The following is a 19,754-nucleotide window of genomic DNA, read 5'->3' on the forward strand; positions in this document are numbered from 1 at the left end:
GGTCAGTTCCCGTTTTGTCGCCAGTTCGCGGTCTGGCTCGTCCGCGTTCCAAAACGAAACTCGAGCGAGCATTGGTCTCGCCGTCACATCGAAGCAGAGAAATCGCTATCTGTCACAGCTACTCGTCGGCAAGGATCCCGTCACGGCCGACATAGAGAAATACCCAAGCATCGTGATTGCAGTCATGCTTGGAAAAACCGGTGCGGCTATGTCAGTTGCCCCCGCCAACAACGCCGCCGATAGCGTTGCCGCAAGGCGGGTACTGACTGTCACGCTATCGCTATCCAATGCGTTGCAACAGATTCGTCAAACAAGTTTACAGACTCTTTGCGAACGCAAGTCGCTGACCATGATATGTTCGCTTTAAGGCAGAGATTGGCCGCAGCTAATCGTCGAAATCAATGCTTGGAATGCGTGAACATAGAACCTGCAGCGTTGATCGCAAGCCGCATACAGAGAGGCCCTTTAATGGATATCGACATTTTTGAAGCTTACGAGTCTAACGTTCGTCGCTATGGACGATCCTTTCCAACAGTCTTTACAAAATCTCTTGGGGCGACAATCTGGGACGAGTCCGGAAAACCTTATATTGATTTCATTGTCGGGTCCGGCGCGCTCAATTACGGTCATAACAATCAAGATATTATGGCACCGGCAATTCAATATCTCACCGATAAAAATATTGTTTTGTCGCTTGATATGTATACAGCTGCAAAGCGTGATTTCATCGAAGTGTTCGTCAATTCGATCCTGAAGCCCAGAAGCCTTTCTTACAAGATACAGTTTCCTGGGCCAACCGGGACAAACGCTAACGAAGCGGCGTTGGCACTGGCGCGAAAATATACCGGCCGCTCGAGTGTCATGGCCTTCACAAATTCGTACCATGGCATGTCGCTCGGCTCTTTGGCGGTGTCGGGTTCAGCGTCAACCAGACAGCTTGGCGGCGTTGCTCGCCACGATGTGATCCGTGTCCCTTACGAGAACTATCCGAACCAAACTTTCGATTCCGCGAGTTACATCGATCACGTGTTGGGTGACCCAGGCAGCGGCATAGAAAAGCCGGCCGCAATCATCCTGGAGCCCATCCAGGCAGAAGGCGGCATGAACACCGCATCCGCACCATGGCTCTCAGAAATTCAGCGCATTTGCCGTAAGCACGACGTTGTTTTCATCGTCGATGACATTCAGGCAGGTTCGGGACGAACGGGCGATTTCTTCTCATTTGAGTTCGCGAAAATCGAGCCCGACATCGTGTGTCTTTCGAAATCGCTAAGCGGTTCAGGTAATCCGTTGTCCATAGTTCTGATTCGCCCTGACATGGACATATGGAATCCGGGAGAACATAGCGGGACCTTTAGAGGCAATAATCTCGCCTTTGTGACTTCCGCGGCCATGTGCACAATGTGGTCCGATAGGCAGTTTACTAAAGCCGTCGAGGGGACGGCCGTAAAACTGCAAGAACACCTTGATCGCCTCGTTGCGAAATTCCCGAAGTGCATCGAACAAAAGCGCGGCCGTGGTCTGATGGCCGGCCTCAAGTGCCGGTCACAGGCCGTTGTTGGCCGTGTGCACGATGTCGCGTTCGAAAACGGCCTGCTGATCGAATCCTCCGGGCCAAATCGCGACGTCATCAAAGTCCTTCCGCCGATAACAATCTCAGATGACGAACTTGATCACGGCATTGCCATCCTCGATCAGGCACTACAGGAGAAAACAAATGGCGACTAACCAAGCACGTCAAACGCCGGCCATCTCGCCTCTTACGATCGAGGAACGAACCGGCTCGATCAGCACTGCGGAGATCATCTCGGTCCTAAAAGGTGAGATCACGGCTCTGCACATCAGCCAAGCTTTCAGCACCGAAATAGCCGAGGAGATCACCGCGAAGTTTTTTGGCAGTCCCGGTCTCACCGAGCGCAAGGATGGCGTCCCCGGACAATATGTCGGCGCATCCCACTACAGGAAGGATGCAGCCACCTATTTCGCGGAGGCAGAAACTGCGCGGCCGCACGTTGACGCTCTTTTTGGCAGTTTTGTTGACCCGGTCCGAGCCTTATTCGACGCGTTGAAGCGCGAGCTTCACAACCAAGGCATTGAATTGCGGCTGGCGCGCTCAGAACACGGTCAGGCGAACGTTTGTCGGGCGCTCAGTTGGACCGGAAGCGGCACATTTTCCTTGGACCCCCACGACGATGTCGCTCAAGTGTTACGTGCTGGGAACGATTACGAGCTTTCTGCGGTGGCGCACAACACCGTCGCAGCACTCAACTTTTATCCCAGCATGCCTGAGGAAGGTGGAAACTTGAGGCTATGGAGTCACAAGCCGACAGTCGCAGATCGAAAGTCGCAGGGTGTGGAGACCACGGGATATCCCTACTCCGCAGCTTATCTCGAGGCCGTGCCTAGTTGCGAAATCCAGCTCAAGGCCGGGGATATCGCGCTACTTGACGGCGGTTTCGTTCATGGGGTCACCGGTCAATCAGGCAACGGAAAGCGTCGCGTGCTGCTGAACAGCTTCTTTGGGTTTGCGCGGCCGGATCTTGTTCTCTGGTGGACGTAATGTTGGATGTCGACTGGCTGCCCTTCCGCCAACAGGTGTCGCATCGACCGCAACACAAGGGGGGAGCCCCCTTTAGTCGCAGCCGCCCTCGGGCTGATCCAAAGACCGACACTATCATTAAGCCCTTGGCGTTTCAGGGTACTGCCGGTCTCCGACACGATTACCAATTACCTGTCCGCGTTGCCCAGCGCTCCACTGTTGCCGGTGTGAAGCCGAACACGCATCGCGAGGTGATGTTAAGCAAGGCAGAAACAACGCAAGATGTTATCAAGCAACGCATAGTTCTCCCTATATCCATCGGGCGTCTGCCTGCGTCAGTGTGCAGTGCACCGCGGCTCGCCTTCGACCTTTTCCGAACTGAACCGAATTATGTCAGGCCCATGTAGGAGCCGATGGATCTGCTCGTTTTATATCGTCGCGGGTCTTCCACCGACGCCACGAAGGCCAGAGAGGTCAGCGGTCCAACGGCCGACATCAGATGCCAGCATGGCTTCGATGCGGCGGTTATCTGCCGCGCCTTCTTCTTGTCCAGACCGGCCAGTTCGACCTCAACCCGCGCGAGCGTCTCGAGAAGTGCCGCGACACTGATATAGAGCATAGAGCGCATCATGCCGGTTGCAGGAAGAACGGAACCGCTTGCCGCCGGCGCGTGCCGAGATCTTGATGCCAAACGGGCGCAGCAGGCCACGGACCTGCCCATAAAGCTCTCCAATCAGCAGACCCGCCCTAACCGACGACAACCTGTTGAGGCGCGACACCTAGTCATGCCTTAACGGTCGGGACGTTTGATGCCGCCATGGCGGGTTCGCAGAGAATTTGCTGTAACCTCCGACGATATCCTTCGCGCGAACACGGCCTTTGATTGACCTTGCCCCTCTGATCTAATCCGGTTTGAAGTTCGTTCTGCAAGCACGGGGGCAGCGACGCCTCGATCTACAACTGGAAGGCCCGCTTCGGCGGGATGGATGTCTCCGAGGCTCGGCGACTGAAGGCGCTGGAGGACGAAAACACGCGGCTGAAGCGGCTTCTGGCCGACGCCATGCTCGACAATGCCGCGTTGAAGGATCTTGTGGGAAAAAATGTATGGTCCGCCCCGTCCGTGCAAGGGTTCGCGACATCGCCGATGACGATTCCAGTTGCGTAAATGTATCCGGCCTCTCGCGAGTGAGCTGCTGTTGCAGCCAGGCCATGATGAGATCCGCGCACGCCGTTCCCAATAAATGGTTCGGGCACGAAGCCCGCTTTTTTGCACAGGGGTTACGGCATGCTGATCCACTGTTTCGTTCCCGAGCCTTGCAATCGAGCCGGAGCGTCAGGCGAAAGCAGGGTCCCTGCGTTCGTAGAGCGCTCCCGGCTTGGTCAGGACAACCCAGACAATGCGCGCCATCTTGGCGGCAAGTGCGACAACAGCTTTGTTCGGGTGCATACGGCTCTGCAACCCGTCAAGCCAGCTTCCCAGGCGATCCCGGGTTCGATCCAGGTGACGGAAGCATGATCGCGCGCCATGAACGAGCAGCTTGCGAACGTAGCGGTTCCCGCGCTTTGCTGATACCGAGTAGCTTCTGCTTGCCTCCGGTCGAGTATTCTCGAGGGACCAGCCCCAGCCATGCGGCCAGGTCGCGAGCCTTCTGGAACTGGCATCCGGTGCCGACGGCCGCCAGTAGCGCGGTGGCTCCCAATGCTCCGATTCCGGGGATCGTCATGAGCCGGCGGGCAACATCTTCTCGGTCTGCGATCGCTGCGATCTCCCTCGTCACGTCGTTGATGCGCTGCTCCAACTGGCGCAGATCTGCGAACAGGTCCACGAGCAGTTTGCGCATTGCCGGCGTGAGGTCATTCGAAAGGTCATCGAGAACCAGTGGCAAGTCGAGCTTGAACAGTCCGGCGCCCTGTCTCAATGCGATGCCGTATTCCAGGCAGAATGCTCGCATCTGGTTGATCAGACGGGTTCGCGTGCCGATCATCTGGTCGCGCACCCGATGCAAAGCTTGGAGGTCGGATTGCTCCTCGCTCTTGATCGCGGCAAATCGCATCGTCGGCCGCGTGGCTGCTTCGGCGATAGCTTCGGCATCGATGATGTCGCTCTTGTTCGACTTGACGTATGGCTTCACGAACTGCGCTGGGATCAGGCGAACCCTGTGCCCCAGTGCCTGAAGTCTCCTGGCGATCCATTGCGATCCAGCGCACGATTCCATCCCGACGATTGCCGGCGCTGCCCGCTCAAAGAACTTCATCAACGTATCGCGTCGGAAGCGAACTCGCTGGACGGGCTCGCCGTCGCTGTCCAAGCCGACGACGTGGAAGATGTTCTTGCCGATATCGACACCATAGACGGCCGCAGGGCGCGGCGCATTGCGTGGGGACATTGCAACCTCCTTTGTTGTGACTGCCCAGATGATGCTGCGGGAGGACGGTGACGCCCGCGGCCAAGCGGAAAGCTGTCGCTCGCCTGAAGGAAGGCTTCGGGATGAGCGAATGGCGGCCATCGGCTGTTGCCGCATGACGGTTCGCTACGAGACCAGCAGGCCGGACGACCGCGAGGTTCGCGAGCGGATGAAGGCGATCGCGCAGGAGCGTCGCCGGCTCGGCTACCGGCGTCTTCTCGTGATGCTGAGGCGGGAGGGCCTGGTCGTGAACCACAAGAAGCTGTTCCGGCTCTATCGGGAGGAGAAGCTTGTCGTTCGTCGCCGTGGCGGCCGCAAGCGGGCGATCGGGACCAGGGCGCCGATGCTGGTGCCGCTGAGGCCCGACGAGCGCTGGCCGCTCGACTTCGTATCGGACCAGCTCACCGACGGGCGCCGCTTCCGCATCCTGGCCGTCGTCGACGATTGCACGAGAGAGTGCCTGGCACTGATCGTTGATACGTCTCTCTCGGGCATGCGGGTCGCGAATTGGACCGGCTCATCACCGAGCGCGGCCGGCCGAGGATGATCGTCAGCGACAACGTCCTAAGAGCGGAAGAAAATGGAGGAGACAGTCAAAGTCTCTCTGTTCGTCAGCATGCTCTCGCCGCATGACGCTCGTCAAGTTGGGTGGTCGAACCAGGCGACTTCCACCGGCAAGGGAAAAGGTCTCGTCCATAGCAAACACAGGGTACGCTGATAGCGGCCCTCACCGTCCTCAACACGAGCTTCTGATCCAGGTGGAAGACCCAAACATTATCTACAGGGTCATCGCAGTGATGCCCTCACGGCCCTAGCTGACAGAGGTTCTTCCTCCTGGCACCCGCCCCTCAACGAAGGGCCGGTAATCGGAACCGCCTTTGACGACGGCGTGTACGACGCGCGCCATCTTGGCGGTAATAGCGGTCATCGCCTTGCGGCGCAGATCTGGATTGTCGCGATCTCTTGCGATGTAGCGTTCGAACTTGTGTCGAAAGCCGTTCTCACGCTGACGGATGGCGACTTGCCCGGCGATCCACAGAGTGCGGCGCAGCCGCGCATTGCCGAACTTGGAAAGGCGGGTCTGGCCGCGATATTGACCGGACTGCTGTGTCGAGAGATCCAGTCCGCAGAACTTGAGAAACTGGCGATGATGGTGGAAGCGGCGAAGATCTCCGGCTTCAGCGATGATCGTCAGTGCATTGATCGGTCCGATGCCTGGGATTTGTCGCAAGAGCTGATAATCCTGGCTGTGCCGCAGCAGTTCGTCGGCCTGTGCTTCGATCTCGCTGCGTTGACGGATCAGGCTGCGTGCTTCGGCAATGACCATACGAAACATGCGAATGGCAGGAGCATCAAGCGGCAGCGGCAGTCCGATCGACGTGCGCGCCGTCTCGTAAATATCGATGAGAATCTGTGTCTTGCTGACCTTGCGGCCGACGACATCCCAGGCTGCTGCCACAAACTCCTCCTTCGTCAGCGCCGTGATGCTTGCCGGCGTCGGAAAAGCATCGAGCAAGGCGAAGAACCAATCACTGCGGCTGTTTCCCCGGAAGCGATCAATCTCGGGGAAATACAGCGGCAGGTAATGCGTCAGGATGCGGTGCTGGATCTCGGTCTTGGCTCTGGCGATCGCCTCATGCGTCTTCGACAGTTCCTGTACGTCGTTTATTCCGGCGCGCAGCGAATCGTGATAGCGCTGCGTCGCCTGGATCCTGAGCATGTGCAGGATCACCTGCGCATCCTTGGGATCGTTCTTGTCCCAACTGTTGTGCAAGGCCTCCCGGGTTCGGGCGAGCGCCAGTGACGACACCAGCCGCACCTCGAAGCCTGCCTCAGCCAAACGCCATGCGATAGGGCGATGATAATTGCCCGTCGCTTCGAAGCCGCAGACCACCGGTTGGCCATACGCCTGCAGAATCTCGATCAGCCGGTCATGCTCTGCGGGGGTGTTGAGAACCGGCAGCCGGCGGCGGCGCTTGTGGCCGGAGGCTTCAATCAGGACTTCATTGCGGACCTTGGCGATATCGATCGCTACCAACACCGCATCGGCGGGTATAACATTTGGGCTGGTCATGGTCGGTCTCTCCGGAATGGGTTGTGAACATTCACATTCTAGAGATCCTTCGACTGGCCATGGCCACCTCGATCGGTGCGCGCCTGCAGCGAAAAAGCTGCGCGCACCGATGTCTCGGTTGCCTCATCATTCCTTCCGTAGGTGCTATGGCAGCGAGTTCACCTCGAACGCCATCCTCTCTTGGGCGGATCAGAACCGCGTCGAATGGCATTACATTGCGCCCGGCAAGCCGATGCAGAATGGCTTCATCGAGAGCTTCAACGGCCGACTGCACGATGAACTGCTCAACGAGACGCTGTTTACCTCGCTGGCTCAGGCGCGCGTAGCCATCGCCCTGTGGCACGCCGACTACAACACCGCGCGGCCGCACTCCCAAATCGCCTGGCAGACACCGGCCGAGTTCGCCAGCACCTTCAATCCGCGGCGGTCGCTCGCGCTGCGCTATGCCCAAAGGCTCCGCGCCAGCGCCCGTCGCTTCACCCGCCCAGCAGGGCACAACCCACGCCGGAAACGAACTCAAAACTGGATAAAAACTGGGGGCAACGTCATGATGCCTGCTTTTCCACCAGCGGGACCTTGACCCCCGAACTCACCTCCAAAAAAATGCGAACGACTCCGTGATAACCCGATCCGCTCTGGGCCCTCGGATACGCGGCCTCAATTGCAACGACGCTCTTAGCTAGGAATCGCGGAGAACTACTAATGTTAGTAGGTCTCTTCTTTCCGGCCGCCCAGTAGGATCAGTGGAGCGTTCTGGTAAGTACAAGTCTGGCAGCTAAGGCCAGCTGAGATGCGCGGCACCTATCTTTGTGTCCACTTTGCATAACGTCGAAGAAGCGCGCTTCCTCTGTTGAGCAGTTACTTGGAAGGGAGACGAGCATGGGCGAACCTCTTGGCGGGTCAGGTACTATGGCCGTTTTCGAAGAGCTGGAATCAAACGTCCGGTTATACTCACGTTCATGTCCAACGCCGTCCACTCGCGCGCGCGGTTCGATCATGTTGACCAAGGAAGGAGGAAAGATCATTGTTTTCCTTTCTGGTGCCGGAGCACTAAATTACGGCCACAACAACCATGAGATCAAAGCGGCTATTACGGAGTATCTGGCGTCGGATGCTGTGGTCAATGGGCTGACGTGCCCACGCCAGCAAAACTGGAATTTATGGAGACCTCAACTCCATCATACTTCGGGGAGTGGGGTCTGAAATACAGGTTACAATTCACAGAGCCAACGGGGCTTATACTATTGATGCAGCTTTAAAGCCGTCACGAAAAGTTACCTGACGTCTTAATTTGCTTGGCCGCGTCACTACAGCAAGCGCTCGGATCAACGAGAGATCCCTGCGAAAGCCTCGCTTTGTGCGATATCGAGGACATTGGCGTTCGGCATGGCGCATTGGGCGTGCAGGTTGCTCAGCGGGACAGTCACCGGAATTATGTTCGATCCGGCAAGCGAAAGCACTGCTGAGAAGTTGGAACTGGCTGTCCGCGACCTGAGAAATGAGGGGTTCGAAGCCTCTGTCGTGACACAGTAAATCAAATGGAGAGTGTCAATTGGCTATACTAATGCGCAAGCTTGAGGACTTCGAGAGTCCGCGAATCGTCGAAATGAGAAATGGCCTATATGGCGCTAGTTTCTTCCTTATGAAGCTCCTACCTGCACGCTTCATGCTGGAACGAGCCGCAGAGCAAGGACTACTGAGTTCGGGTGCTACTATCTGCGAGAGTTCCTCCGGTACATTCGGCCTCGCATTGGCCATGCTTGCTGTACAGCATGGCTATAAACTCGTACTGGTGAGCGACTGGTCGATTGACCGGCACCTTCACAGGCGCCTTGTCGAGCTTGGCGCACACGTGGATATCGTCGAGGTGCCCCACCCCAGCGGCGGGTTTCAGCAGGCGCGGTTAAACAGGCTTGCCGAACATTTAAAGGAGATACCCGGCAGCTACTGGCCTTCACAATACTCAAACGTCGACAACCCGCTCGCATACGCGAAATTTGCGGAACTGATAATCGATAGATTGGGCAAGATTGACTGCTTGGTTGGTACCGTTGGATCAGGGGGCTCCATGTGCGGCACCGCTGAATATCTGAGGACAGTCTTCCCCGATTTATATTCGATCGGTGTTGATACACCAAATTCTGTTCTGTTTGGGCAGCCTGGCGGAAACTTGGTCGATCTTAGCGGTCTAGGTGGTGAGATGGTTCCTTCCAACATCGATCACAGACACTTCGACGAGGTTCACTGGCTAACGTCAGCCGAGGTATTTCGAGCGACTCACGAGTTGCACCGGAACTATGGTATGTTCATGGGGCCCACCAGCGGTGCCGCTTTCAAAGTGGCGGACTGGTGGTTGCGCAATAACCCAGGTAACAAAGTCGTTACGATCTTTCCCGATGAGGGGCATAGCTACGTTGAAACTGCATATGACAAAGATTGGCTCTCATCAGTACCCGGATGGTCTGGCCCGGTGCGCGAAGAGCCGTTTTTTGTTACAGCTCCAACCGAAAAGTTGAACGGCTGGTCTTCCTATGTCTGGGGCAGACGAACACTCGATGAAGTCCTTTCTAGCCTAGTTAATCAAGCGCGAACGCTCCTAGACACATCTCAGCGGCAGTTGGGCTCGCGCTCGTCCGAACCTAGTCCGGGGAAATCAGAAGGGTTTAATTTTTCTGACAAAAAGTCCGGTGCGACGTTGGAGCCTCTATCCAACATCGATCTCGCTGCCGTGAACCATTTGCAACTTGACCCCGAGCAGGTGCACTTCGTTGACCCATTGTATGTTGTGTTCTCGGAGCTTCAGAATAGCCCTCACCCGGAACTTGAGCACCCGTTCGCGATTGCAGTCCGCAACGAAATCGTTGGATTTTTTGTCCTGCGTGAAAAAGCAGCAATACCAGAGTGGGCACCGTCAGATGCTATTACTTTGCACAACCTGCGTGTCGGCGGAGCGTATCAAGGTAATGGATTCGGTAAGGCAGCCATCGGACTTGCAGCTCAATGGATCTCGAAAAGCCGAGAACGCGTCAACCGTCTCATGCTCACCGTAAACGTACGCAATGCAACAGCTCGACATGCTTATCTAAGCTGTGGCTTTCGCGAGACAGGTAGTATCTACTGCGGCTCAGCAGGCTTACAAGACATTCTTGAATACAAGCTCGATTAGCCGTGCCGCATCTCTGCACATTTGACGGTTCACGCAGCGGTCAGATAGGCAGCGCAGAAGCCCTTCAGCAACTTTAAGTCCAGTTCACCTAATACTGTCGACGAGTTTATCGTCCTTGAGGCGGAGAACAACCGGCTGAAGACCAAGGTCATCGTCGATCACATCGACATCATGGAATCCGCAGCGGCGCGCAACATTTGTGGCCGCTGGCTCTCCTGGTTGTTCTGGACCTGACCCGGCGTCGACTGTCGAACTTAGACCACAGCTTTGCGCTTCGGCACCGTGGCTGGAGGGAGATCATGCCCGTCATCGCTGGCCTACGACGCCGGCCACGGCCGTCAGGAGGGTCGCCAGCTGGCAACGACGGCGCTTCGTTCCGCGTCGCTCAGGCCTCGCATCTGCGGCGTATCGAGCGGCATGCTCAGCTGCTGGGTCAGCAGCGGTAGCGACGAGGTTGTGGTTGTGCCTTTCGCGATCGGCGACATGCACGCAGCGCTCGGGCGTCTCCAGAAGCGCCATCGACTGGCGAAGATTTTCGAGCCAGCGGTGGCTTTCCTTGGTCTCGATCGGCACACGCGTCGGTTCACATGCCTCTTGACTCTCCCAGTCCCCCGTGCATTGGCCGGCGTCCAGAACTTCACCGCCGTCGGACCGAGGGCGTCCCAGCGGGCGTGACAGCCAGACTGGAGTGCATGAGCATGCCGCACAGGGCACCACGTTGGGCTACCCCGCCTTGTAGCGCCCGCCGTTGATCGTGGTGAAGCCGATAAGGTCCCGCCGCGCACGGCTGTAGATGAACTCGGTCGTGTCCTGCAGGACCAGGATAGGCCTTCGCTCGCCGCACAGCGCTGAACCGGTTGGCCTGGCGCAGCAGACATCCGATCAAACAATTTCAAGCGCCGTCCGAGACGCTTGTCCGGCAAGCTCGAGCAGACCAGTTCATCATCCTGCCAGCCACAACAGACAACGGCAATAGCAGGGAGAGTCGTGGACCATGACCAGATGCGTCAACTACCAGAAGTCGTAGTATCGGCGCTTGCTCGGAAACTGTAAAACTGCTGTTGTTTCGGCGCACTGACCAGGAGGCCTGAGGTCAGACCCGGCTAAATAAGCTGCCATCGATTTACGCTCAGACTACCGCATCACCCGCAACGAGAGGTCAACACAAATGACACCAAGAGCACTTATCCTGATCGAAGGCGCTAGCACAGGTAATGGTATGCTCTATGTCCACGCGGCCCAGCGTCTTGGTCTTCATCCAATTACCTTGGCGACAGATCCAGCTCAGTACGACTATCTGGCGGCTGAAGGCATTGAGGCCATTCGTGTCGACACCGACAATCTCGAGGCGCTGATCCACGAATGTTCCCGGCTACGTGCGACGTATGACATCGCTGGTATCACTGGTTTTGCTGGCTCTGATGAGTCGGTCCATGTGACAGTTGGCAAGCTCTGCCGGTACTTCGATCTACCCGGACCGAATCCCGCATCGATCGAACGATGCTATGACAAGTTCGCTCAACGTCAGCTCCTCGCGCAGGCCGGAGTTCCAGTACCTCCTTATCGAGTGGCAGAAAATGCGAGGGAGGTACAAAAGGCTGCGGCGGAGATCGGCCTGCCGGTGGTTCTTAAGCCAATCGTCGGGAGCGGCAGCAGCGGTGTCCGATTGTGCCGTGAGATCGATGAGGTAGCCGAACATTCGACGTATTTGTTGAGCGGGCCGCACAATTGGCGGTGTTTGCCGAGGATTCTGGTCGAAGAATTCGCACAGGGCCCCTTTTGTATCGCTCACATAATGGGAGAGGAAGTCATTGCGATTGCCGCCGGTGACTTCGGCCCCCCACCGTATTTCATCTTTCGTGAGACGATCTTTCCGGCCCCGCTGGCCGATAGCGAGCACAAGCATATTGTCGATGTTTCGCTGAACTGTTTGCAAGCTCTCGGCCTTGGCTGGGGGCCAGCGAACATTGAATTCCGGAGGACGAAGCGTGGCCCGGTCGTCATCGAGGTCAATCCGCGCCTTTCTGGCGCCCCCGATCCTCAACTGGTTCAGCTGGCTTACGGGGTTGATCTCATCACCGAGCACGTCAAGCTCGTCATCGGGGACGAATGGGATTTGCGCAGAAGGCATTCGTGCACGGCGGCCGCGCGGAATTTAGTTCCCGATCGCGATGGCACCCTCGACTGGATCGAGGGCGCCAGCCGAGCGGCTGCTATACCCGGTGTCACCGAGGTTAAACTGTATTTTGAACCCAAGACGCCGATCGTCAAGAAAGGCGATTACCGAGACTGGATCGGGCATGTCATTGCTGCTTCACCCAGCATTGCCCAGACGGAGGCGATACTTCAGCGCGCCGTCGACTTAATCGATTGGTCGATTACACCATTTCCGACCCTTAACGAATAGGAACAATCTGCAGCCCTTACGTCCCCACGCCTGCGCAGATGGCGCCAGCGGGGAGGTTATTGTCGGCGAACACAGCTGCAATCGAGAGCAGGAGAGAGACGCGGCAAAGGCTGGCTGGTAGGCAACCTCCTCGACAAGTTCACACCGGACGAATGCGCAAATTACTTCAAGGCCGCAGGATATGACCCAGATTAAACAGGACGTGCTCTAAAGCGAGACCTGTGCGCGGGTGTTGGACCGGCGCATTGATCTGTGATTCCCTCGATCAGCCGTGCCTTCGCTTCCGCCGACCAGGGTAGTGTGCTGAGAGTTCTGCAAATTCGCTGAGAGAGGGCGGTCATGGCAGGCTGGTGATGTTCAACGTCACCGATTCCCTGGAAGGAACGCCACCATGACCAAGACAGAAAGTAAGACCGCCAGCGCTGCCGTCAAAGACATTCTGCTTTCGAACCCGGATGGATTGCACGAGGTGATCCGCGCGTTGATGCAGGAGGTACTCGAGGCCGAGATGGACGAGGCGCTGGGTGCTTCGAAGAGCGAGCGCACGCCGGAGCGTCTCAGCTATCGCTCGGGTTATTACGGCCGTACCCTTGTTACGCGGGTCGGCAAGCTTGAGCTGCGGGTTCCGCAGGACCGGGCGGGCCGCTTCTCCACGGAATTGTTCGAGCGTTACCAGCGTTCCGAGCGGGCCTTGGTGGCGACGCTTGCGGAGATGTATGTGCAGGGCGTGTCGACCAGGAAGGTCAAAGCGATCACCGAAGAGCTGTGCGGCCATGCGTTCTCGGCCTCGTCGATCTCGGCCATCAACAAGCGGCTGGACGAGAGCCTGAAGGCCTTTGCCGAGCGCCCGCTTCAGGAGCCCTTTGCCGATCTCATCCTCGATGCCCGCTACGAGAAGGTGCGCGAGGCCGGCATCGTCACGAGCCAGGCGGTGCTGATCGCGGTCGGCATCGACTGGGATGGGCGGCGCCAGATCCTGGCAGTGGAAATGGCCAATCGCGAAAGCCGCTCGGGCCTGGAGGGATTTCCTCGTCGACTTGAAACGACGTGGTCTCAAGGGCGTCGAACTGCCGTGTCCGACGACCATGCCGGCCTGGTCGCGGCGATCGGCGAGGTGATCCCCGAAGCCGCCTGGCAGCGCTGCTACGTGCACTTCCTCAGGAACGCGCTCGATCACCTGCCGCGCAAGCACGGCGACGATTGCCTGCAGGAACTCAGATGGCTCTACGACCGGCGCGATCTCGCCGACGCCAAGGCCGATCTCGCCACATGGCTGTCCAAATGGTCCGCCCGCTATCCGCGACTGACGAGCTGGGTGGAGGAGACCATCGAATGCACGCTGACCTTCCTTTGCCTGCCGCGCCAGCACCACAAGCACCTAAAGTCCACCGACATGCTGGAACGCCTCAACGAGGAAATCCGCCGGCGCACCTATGTCGTGCGCATCTTCCCCAACGCCGAAAGCTGCCTGCGCCTCGTCAGGGCGCTGGCCGTCGAAACCAATGAGAACTGGATGGAGGCCAACCGCTACATCAACATGGACGACCTGCGCGAGCACAAGAAGCTCGCTCTACGCCAAGCCGCATGACCAGCATCGTGGCCACCCCTTTTTGCAGAACTTGACGCACACAACCCCGACCAGCGCCGCCGCGGACGCTGCGGGCTTGCCTCCAGCCGGTTCGGAACCGCCTCAAGGACATGGAAGCTTCTATCATCAGGACATAGGCGCAGACATAGAAATTGACACTGCAAGCTCCTCGGCTCCTTCAGTGTCATCTCTCGCCCATCATCTCATGCCGCGCCAGATGGGATGAGCTTCACGCTTACATCTGACCGAGGGATTGTGGGTTCCAAAGTCGTCGAGCAGTTGCGCGCGGTTGAGTTTGTCGATAAGGCACGGGAAGCGGCCATCGAGGCGGGCGAGCGCCAGATCCTCGAACAGGCGCGGCACGCGCACATAGAGCACGGAATGATCAAGCCGCGCCGCTTGCCGACCGAAGGCGCAGGCCAGCCATGACTTGCCGGTGCCGGTCTGGCCGGTGACGATCAGGTTCTCATGCGCCTTCAGCCATTCACTTTGGGCGAGAGCCTTTGTTGTTGCGCATAGGTACCGCCAAGGGGAAGGCGTGCAAATCCGAAAGGCGGATGGAATCCTCGAAAGGTCGCTCGCCCGGAGGGGCCACGAGACAGAATTCTTCGCGTGCCAAAGGCGTCGTTTGGCCGATGTTTTCCTCCGTTCTGTAGAGGATCGCTAAAGGAAAACGGCCAGCTGCCATCCGTTCTTCCAAAGGCCCCGTCATGCCTTCGACCATTATGAGTGAAACTCTAGGTAGCTCATTCCTCACGGCCTCCAGCAGAGGCGCGCTCAAGACGCGGGCAGCGCCAGAGGGATGCCGATGATGACTTCTCCGGTCGGCGACGCCTTTTTACTGGTGAGATCAGCTTCTGTCAGCTGGATTTCCGTGAGGATCTTGCGGGCTCAATAGAGTAGCTTCTGCCCTGCATCTGTCACCCCGGTCCGGTCTCAGACCAGTAGTTGAATACCGAACCCTTCTTCAAGCTGCCGGACGTGCAAACTCAGTGCACTTTGTGCGTAAGAAGCCCGGCAGCTTTTGTAAAGCTGCCCGCCTCCACCACGCCGACAAAGTATCTTTCCACGACTTAGATGCGTCCAGTGAAGCGTTGCCACAATGATATCAATCGCGAACCGAGATGGCAAACACGATCGAGTGTCAAACGGACTTTGCCTGACGCGACATTAAGTTTCGGCGCTGGAAGGAACCACTTTTCCCGCTAGAGCTAGGGTCTGCAGAGCCCGCCGAATGATGGGAGGGTCGATCATTTTGCCGTCCACCACGAAGGCGCCTAGACCATTCTTCGAAGCAGCGTGTTCCGCCTCGACTACTCTTTGTGCCCATTCGATCTCCGCTTCGCAAGGCGAGAACGCTTCATTAAACACCTTGACTTGAGCAGGGTGGATGGCGAGGGCACCGGCGAACCCAAGCCGCCGGGCATGAGCTGCGCATTGTTGCAGCTTTTCCGTATCTTGAAACTCACCAATGCTCCCGACGAAGCCCAACGGAAGCAGGCCAGCCGCCCGTGCAGCAAACAGCACCTGTAAGTTTGGCTGCAAGAGAAGATCGAAATCCGGAGAACCGCCCACAGCGGCACAGAAATCCTCTGGGCCGAGCGCCATGGCCGCCATTCTGGGATCGGAGGATGCAATATCTGGCAACCGTTGGAGAGCACGCGGGCTCTCAATTTGAGCAAGGAACCTGACCTTGCCAGAAGGGATCCCCCTCTTTTGCTCCAGCCTGGTGACGGCGTCGCCGACTTCCATGACCCAATCCGCCGATTCCACCTTGGGCAATACCAGGCCATCCACCCCCGATACGACAGCCGCGTCGAGGTCCGTTGCCAAGGCACAAAGGTCATGATTGACCCTGACCAAGACTGAAGCACCTTGGCGCCCCACTTTGGCGACGCCCCCGGAAAGTTGTCGCCGCGCTTCCTCCTTGTGGTCTTGCGGTACCGAGTCCTCGAGGTCGAGGATAACGCCGTCAGCTCCTCGCTCATGCGCCGATGCTATATATTTGCGGCTGTGGGCCGGAACGAAAAGAAGAGATCTCCAATGTGGAATGGCAACCATGACATCAATCCAGCTTGCGGCAGGGAACAACACGCCGCGCAATACATTCCACAGTCCCGACCTAGGTGGGGCAAAATGGCCACGGAAAGGGTTTTGAAACGGCAGGGACGGTTCACCCGTCCAGTTCCTCTCGAATACGAGCCGTGTGGGCGCCTAGCGCCGGAACAGGGCCAAAAGAGGGCTGCTCGCAATTAAAGATTGCGGCAGGCGCAATCACGTTCACCGTGCCTTCAGGCGTGGCTACGGGAACTCTGCGAACGTGCGGGTGCTCAGCAACTGCCGGGATGTCGCGCAATCGGCCGTATGCCAGGCCCGCGGCCTCAAGCTCTTGCATTGCTTCTCCGCTGGACAAATGAGAGAAGTGTGCTTGGATAATTTCGTCGAGCAGGTGACGTGTGCCCAGCCGTTCCATGTTGTTGGCAAGACCTGGTTGGCGCGTGAGCTCGGGCTTCTTCAGGAACAATGCGCAGAAGTTCACCCATTCGCGATCGTTCTGAACCGAGAAAATGATATCTTTCCCGTCCGCACAACGATACGCCCCGTAAGGTGCAAGTGAGGGATGCGTTACCCCAGCGCGAACGGTCTTATAATTGCTGTAGTCGTGTTGCAAAATCGGCACATTCATCCAATCCACGATGGCGTCAAACAGTGACACGTGTATCGACGCTCCCTCGCCCGTTCGCTCTCGGCTGAAGAGTGCCTCTAGAATGGCCGCATGCGCCGTCATGCCGGCCGAGATATCGCACACCGACACGCCAACGCGGGCTGGCCCTTCTTTGGTCCCGGTAATGGCGCTGAGACCTGATTCGGCTTGAACGATAAGGTCATAGGCCTTGAGGTGAGAGAACGGGCCGCCTTCTCCGAAGCCGGAAATATCGCAGGTGATGAGGCGCGGGAAGCGTCTACGGAGATCTGCCGGTGCAAAGCCGAGCTTGTCGATACTGCCTGGCTTCAGGTTCTGAATGAAGACATCCGCTGTCGCGATAAGCGACTCCAACACTATCCGATCGGCCTCAGCTCGTAGATCGAGGCAAACCGATTCCTTACCGCGGTTAAGCCAGACAAAATAGGCGCTTTGCCCAAGCACCAACTTGTCATAGTTTCGGGCGAAGTCACCCTCTGGCCTCTCGATTTTGATCACGCGCGCGCCTGCATCAGCCAGCCTAGACGACGCGTAGGGAGCGGCGACAGCCTGCTCCACTGCGATCACGGTGATGTCCTTGAGGTTATTCCTCATTGGAGCACTTTCTACAACGAATTCTGGGTTTGGGATCGACGATGAGCAAGAACGGCAAGTAGGCGATTTTGCTCATTACCCACGATGGAAATGCCTTCGTCGACACCCATCCCAGGCTTAGCCAATATCATGTCAGCTTGAGTGGCAACTGCGACATGTGCGGAGACTCTTGCCGATAAATCTGTTTCGCTGCAGCTTCCGCCGACGTAGGCACCGACGCCATGTTCCTTGCACGCCAGCACTCCCCATACCGTGTCGGCAACAGATCCTACGTCGGGCATTTTGATTTGCACGATATGAGCCGCCTTGGCTTCAGCAAAGAGTCGGATATCATCAAGCGTATTGCATTGCTCGTCGACGACAATGCGGGCGTTTGAGCCCCGCGCGTCGAGAAGATTCACAATCTTCACGTACTCATCCAGCTGCGCGTCCGTTGATCCAAAGTCGGCCGGAGACTCTATGTGAAGACGATAGTCCGGCACGTCATCGGCAACCGAACATATGAAGTCCGTGATCTTGCCCGCATCCATTCCGAACTCCAGGCCGATCCAGCCGTAAACATCGAAGTGAAGCGTGGGATGGTATCCGGGTTCTCCAATTTCAGTCGTGCGCTTTGCTACCCATTTCACAAACTGGCGGAACTTTTCGCCCGACGGGCCGAACTTGTCGCGAGAATTGATCAGACCGTGCGGAAGCACGTCGACAGATTTGAGTATCATCTTGTCGACGTTGATTTCCCTGGCGTCCCCGCTCTGCGCATAGAGAGGAACGCGCTTTGTCGGCAAAGGAAGGAAGAATTCAGAGCAGATTACCTCGGCGAGCGTCGTACGGGCCACATGCGCAGCAGCTCTAAGAAGCGCCTGGCTCACACCGTATTCGACAGAAAGCGGAAGCCGGCTGCCGCTATGATAGGCGAGCACATGGCTGCAGGTCTCTAAGAAATTGGAAACGTCAACGGAAAGGAGCCGGGGGACTACAACGGATCTCGTGAGGGCCTCGATCCTTTCCGTGTGGAAAAGCGGGTCGCGACTGCCTGCACCCGAATACTGCACGCTCATCATATCGCCCCAGACGATCGTTCCGTCGGATAAAACGAGGCCGATACTGAGAGAACGTGACGGCATCCGAATAGTTGTAAAGCCGGGCGTTACTGCTGTGCCCACATATCGAAACCCATCCGAGGCGACGCCGGCCCGGATGGCCGCTTGATCATCATAAAAAAAGCTTCCGTTGCCGGGAGCGAGAATCACGTCGATAACTGTCACAGAACTTTCCATAGGCCGCTCAATTCTAAATCCACGTTCGTCGGCATGCCGCTAATGGAAAGAGGCCGCGTCCACTCATCTGCGAATTCTCTCGTGCGAATTCTCGCCGTCGCCCTTTAGTATGCCAAGCGCCACCGAATACACTCCAATATAATTTTTACTTTCCAGCCATCTGGTTTCGAGATAACGTAAGTGAGAATAAAAGCTGAGGCGAGCAGAGAAACGGTTGACCTCGCTGCGGAACCGGATGGTGGAATTAAGACAGATCAAATATTTCGTGGGCGTTTCCGAAGCGGGAAGTTTCACCCGGGCCGCTGCACAATTGAATGTCGCAAAGAGCGCGCTCAGCCTCTATGTCCGGCAAATGGAGGAAGGATTTGGGACACGGTTCCTGGTTCGCGAGAGAACTGGAGCGCCGACATGGAGATGGGCGAAACGCGCGTTGCGGTGATTGGACGGGTAGAGCCATAGACTGCTTTACCTGACCTGCCACTGAGAGTTTCCTCCATCTGAGATTAGAGTCCGGGCCTTGATTGAAGGACGGACTGATGAAGAGAAAGCGGTTTACGGAAGAGCAGATCATCGCGGTTCTGCGCGAGCATGAGGCGGGTGCGAAGGCGCGCGATCTTGCCCGCAAGCACGGGGTCTCGGAGGCGACGCTGTATAACTGGAAGGCCAAGTATGGCGGGATGGACGTCTCTGACGCCAAACGGCTGAAGGCACTGGAAGACGAGAACGCCAAGCTGAAGAAGCTGCTCGCCGACCAGATGCTCGAAGCCTCGGCATTGCGCGAGCTTCTGTCAAAAAATGTATGGTCCGCCCCGTCCGTGCAAGGGTTCGCGACATCGCCGATGACGATTCCAGTTGCGTAAATGTATCCGGCCTCTCGCGAGTGAGCTGCTGTTGCAGCCAGGCCATGATGAGATCCGCGCACGCCGTTCCCAATAAATGGTTCGGGCACGAAGCCCGCTTTTTTGCACAGGGGTTACGGCATGCTGATCCACTGTTTCGT

The 19,754-nt window shown here is 57.4% G+C and carries 10 protein-coding genes and 9 pseudogenes; 11 read left to right on the plus strand and 8 right to left on the minus strand.

Annotation, left to right across the window (positions count from 1 at the left end):
* Positions 1-468 precede the first annotated feature (468 nt).
* Both ectB and JG747_RS33785 read left to right on the plus strand, forming a co-directional pair.
* Positions 469-1,728: a diaminobutyrate--2-oxoglutarate transaminase gene (gene ectB / locus JG747_RS33780; protein WP_199201529.1), complete on the plus strand. Its 1,260-nt coding sequence runs from the start codon at positions 469-471 to the stop codon at positions 1,726-1,728.
* A complete protein-coding gene (locus JG747_RS33785; protein ID WP_199201530.1) occupies positions 1,718-2,560 on the plus strand; it encodes a 2OG-Fe(II)-dependent halogenase WelO5 family protein in 843 nt (280 codons plus the stop codon). The genes ectB and JG747_RS33785 overlap by 11 nt, the downstream gene beginning before the upstream one ends.
* Positions 2,561-2,927: 367 nt before the next feature.
* Here the strand turns inward: JG747_RS33785 and JG747_RS33790 are convergent, their stop codons facing one another.
* Positions 2,928-3,260, minus strand: coding sequence for a transposase (locus JG747_RS33790; RefSeq protein WP_202362413.1), 333 nt, complete (start codon positions 3,258-3,260; stop codon positions 2,928-2,930).
* 207 nt (positions 3,261-3,467) lie between these two features.
* On the opposite strand from JG747_RS33790, the pseudogene JG747_RS33795 reads away from it, so the two are divergent.
* A pseudogene (locus tag JG747_RS33795) lies at positions 3,468-3,644 on the plus strand (transposase); the annotation flags it as partial.
* 228 nt (positions 3,645-3,872) lie between these two features.
* Here the strand turns inward: JG747_RS33795 and JG747_RS33800 are convergent.
* Positions 3,873-4,926 (minus strand): annotated as a pseudogene (locus JG747_RS33800) (IS110 family transposase).
* Positions 4,927-4,973: 47 nt separating this feature from the next.
* Here JG747_RS33800 and JG747_RS33805 point away from each other — a divergent pair.
* Positions 4,974-5,505 (plus strand): annotated as a pseudogene (locus JG747_RS33805) (IS3 family transposase); the annotation flags it as partial.
* Between the two features lie 225 nt (positions 5,506-5,730).
* On the opposite strand, the pseudogene JG747_RS33810 reads toward JG747_RS33805, so the two are convergent.
* A pseudogene (locus JG747_RS33810) lies at positions 5,731-7,018 on the minus strand (IS110 family transposase).
* Positions 7,019-7,166: 148 nt separating this feature from the next.
* Between JG747_RS33810 and JG747_RS33815 the strand changes: the two are divergent.
* From JG747_RS33815 to JG747_RS33835, 5 genes and pseudogenes are all read left to right on the plus strand, one after another.
* Positions 7,167-7,548: pseudogene (locus JG747_RS33815) on the plus strand (integrase core domain-containing protein); the annotation flags it as partial.
* A gap of 349 nt (positions 7,549-7,897) precedes the next feature.
* Positions 7,898-8,221 (plus strand): hypothetical protein, encoded by a 324-nt coding sequence (locus tag JG747_RS33820; RefSeq protein WP_199201533.1) that lies wholly within the window; start codon positions 7,898-7,900, stop codon positions 8,219-8,221.
* A 361-nt stretch (positions 8,222-8,582) separates the two neighbouring features.
* Positions 8,583-10,184 (plus strand): pyridoxal-phosphate dependent enzyme, encoded by a 1,602-nt coding sequence (locus tag JG747_RS33825; RefSeq protein ID WP_199201576.1) that lies wholly within the window; start codon positions 8,583-8,585, stop codon positions 10,182-10,184.
* 1,168 nt (positions 10,185-11,352) lie between these two features.
* Positions 11,353-12,591 carry an ATP-grasp domain-containing protein gene (locus tag JG747_RS33830; protein ID WP_199201536.1) on the plus strand — a complete coding sequence of 413 codons (1,239 nt, stop codon included), beginning with the start codon at positions 11,353-11,355 and terminating at the stop codon, positions 12,589-12,591.
* Between the two features lie 391 nt (positions 12,592-12,982).
* Positions 12,983-14,179 carry an IS256 family transposase gene (locus tag JG747_RS33835; protein WP_199201537.1) on the plus strand — a complete coding sequence of 399 codons (1,197 nt, stop codon included), beginning with the start codon at positions 12,983-12,985 and terminating at the stop codon, positions 14,177-14,179.
* A gap of 255 nt (positions 14,180-14,434) precedes the next feature.
* Here the strand turns inward: JG747_RS33835 and JG747_RS33840 are convergent.
* The 5 genes and pseudogenes from JG747_RS33840 to JG747_RS33860 all read right to left on the minus strand — a co-directional run.
* A pseudogene (locus JG747_RS33840) lies at positions 14,435-14,680 on the minus strand (ATP-binding protein); the annotation flags it as partial.
* Positions 14,673-15,249: pseudogene (locus tag JG747_RS33845) on the minus strand (LysR family transcriptional regulator); the annotation flags it as partial. The pseudogenes JG747_RS33845 and JG747_RS33840, both read right to left, overlap by 8 nt.
* A gap of 100 nt (positions 15,250-15,349) precedes the next feature.
* Positions 15,350-16,240, minus strand: coding sequence for an HpcH/HpaI aldolase/citrate lyase family protein (locus JG747_RS33850; protein ID WP_199201577.1), 891 nt, complete (start codon positions 16,238-16,240; stop codon positions 15,350-15,352).
* A 112-nt stretch (positions 16,241-16,352) separates the two neighbouring features.
* Complete coding sequence (locus JG747_RS33855; RefSeq protein ID WP_199201538.1) at positions 16,353-17,477, minus strand: CaiB/BaiF CoA transferase family protein; 1,125 nt, start codon at positions 17,475-17,477, stop codon at positions 16,353-16,355.
* Positions 17,478-17,488: 11 nt separating this feature from the next.
* Positions 17,489-18,742 (minus strand): methylaspartate ammonia-lyase, encoded by a 1,254-nt coding sequence (locus JG747_RS33860; RefSeq protein ID WP_199201578.1) that lies wholly within the window; start codon positions 18,740-18,742, stop codon positions 17,489-17,491.
* A 250-nt stretch (positions 18,743-18,992) separates the two neighbouring features.
* On the opposite strand from JG747_RS33860, the pseudogene JG747_RS33865 reads away from it, so the two are divergent.
* Together JG747_RS33865 and JG747_RS33870 are read left to right on the plus strand one after the other, a co-directional pair.
* Positions 18,993-19,154 (plus strand): annotated as a pseudogene (locus JG747_RS33865) (LysR family transcriptional regulator); the annotation flags it as partial.
* A gap of 136 nt (positions 19,155-19,290) precedes the next feature.
* Positions 19,291-19,554 (plus strand): annotated as a pseudogene (locus tag JG747_RS33870) (transposase); the annotation flags it as partial.
* Positions 19,555-19,754 lie beyond the last annotated feature (200 nt).

The organism is Mesorhizobium sp. 131-3-5, from assembly GCF_016756575.1.
Taxonomy (GTDB): Bacteria; Pseudomonadota; Alphaproteobacteria; order Rhizobiales; family Rhizobiaceae; genus Mesorhizobium; species Mesorhizobium jarvisii.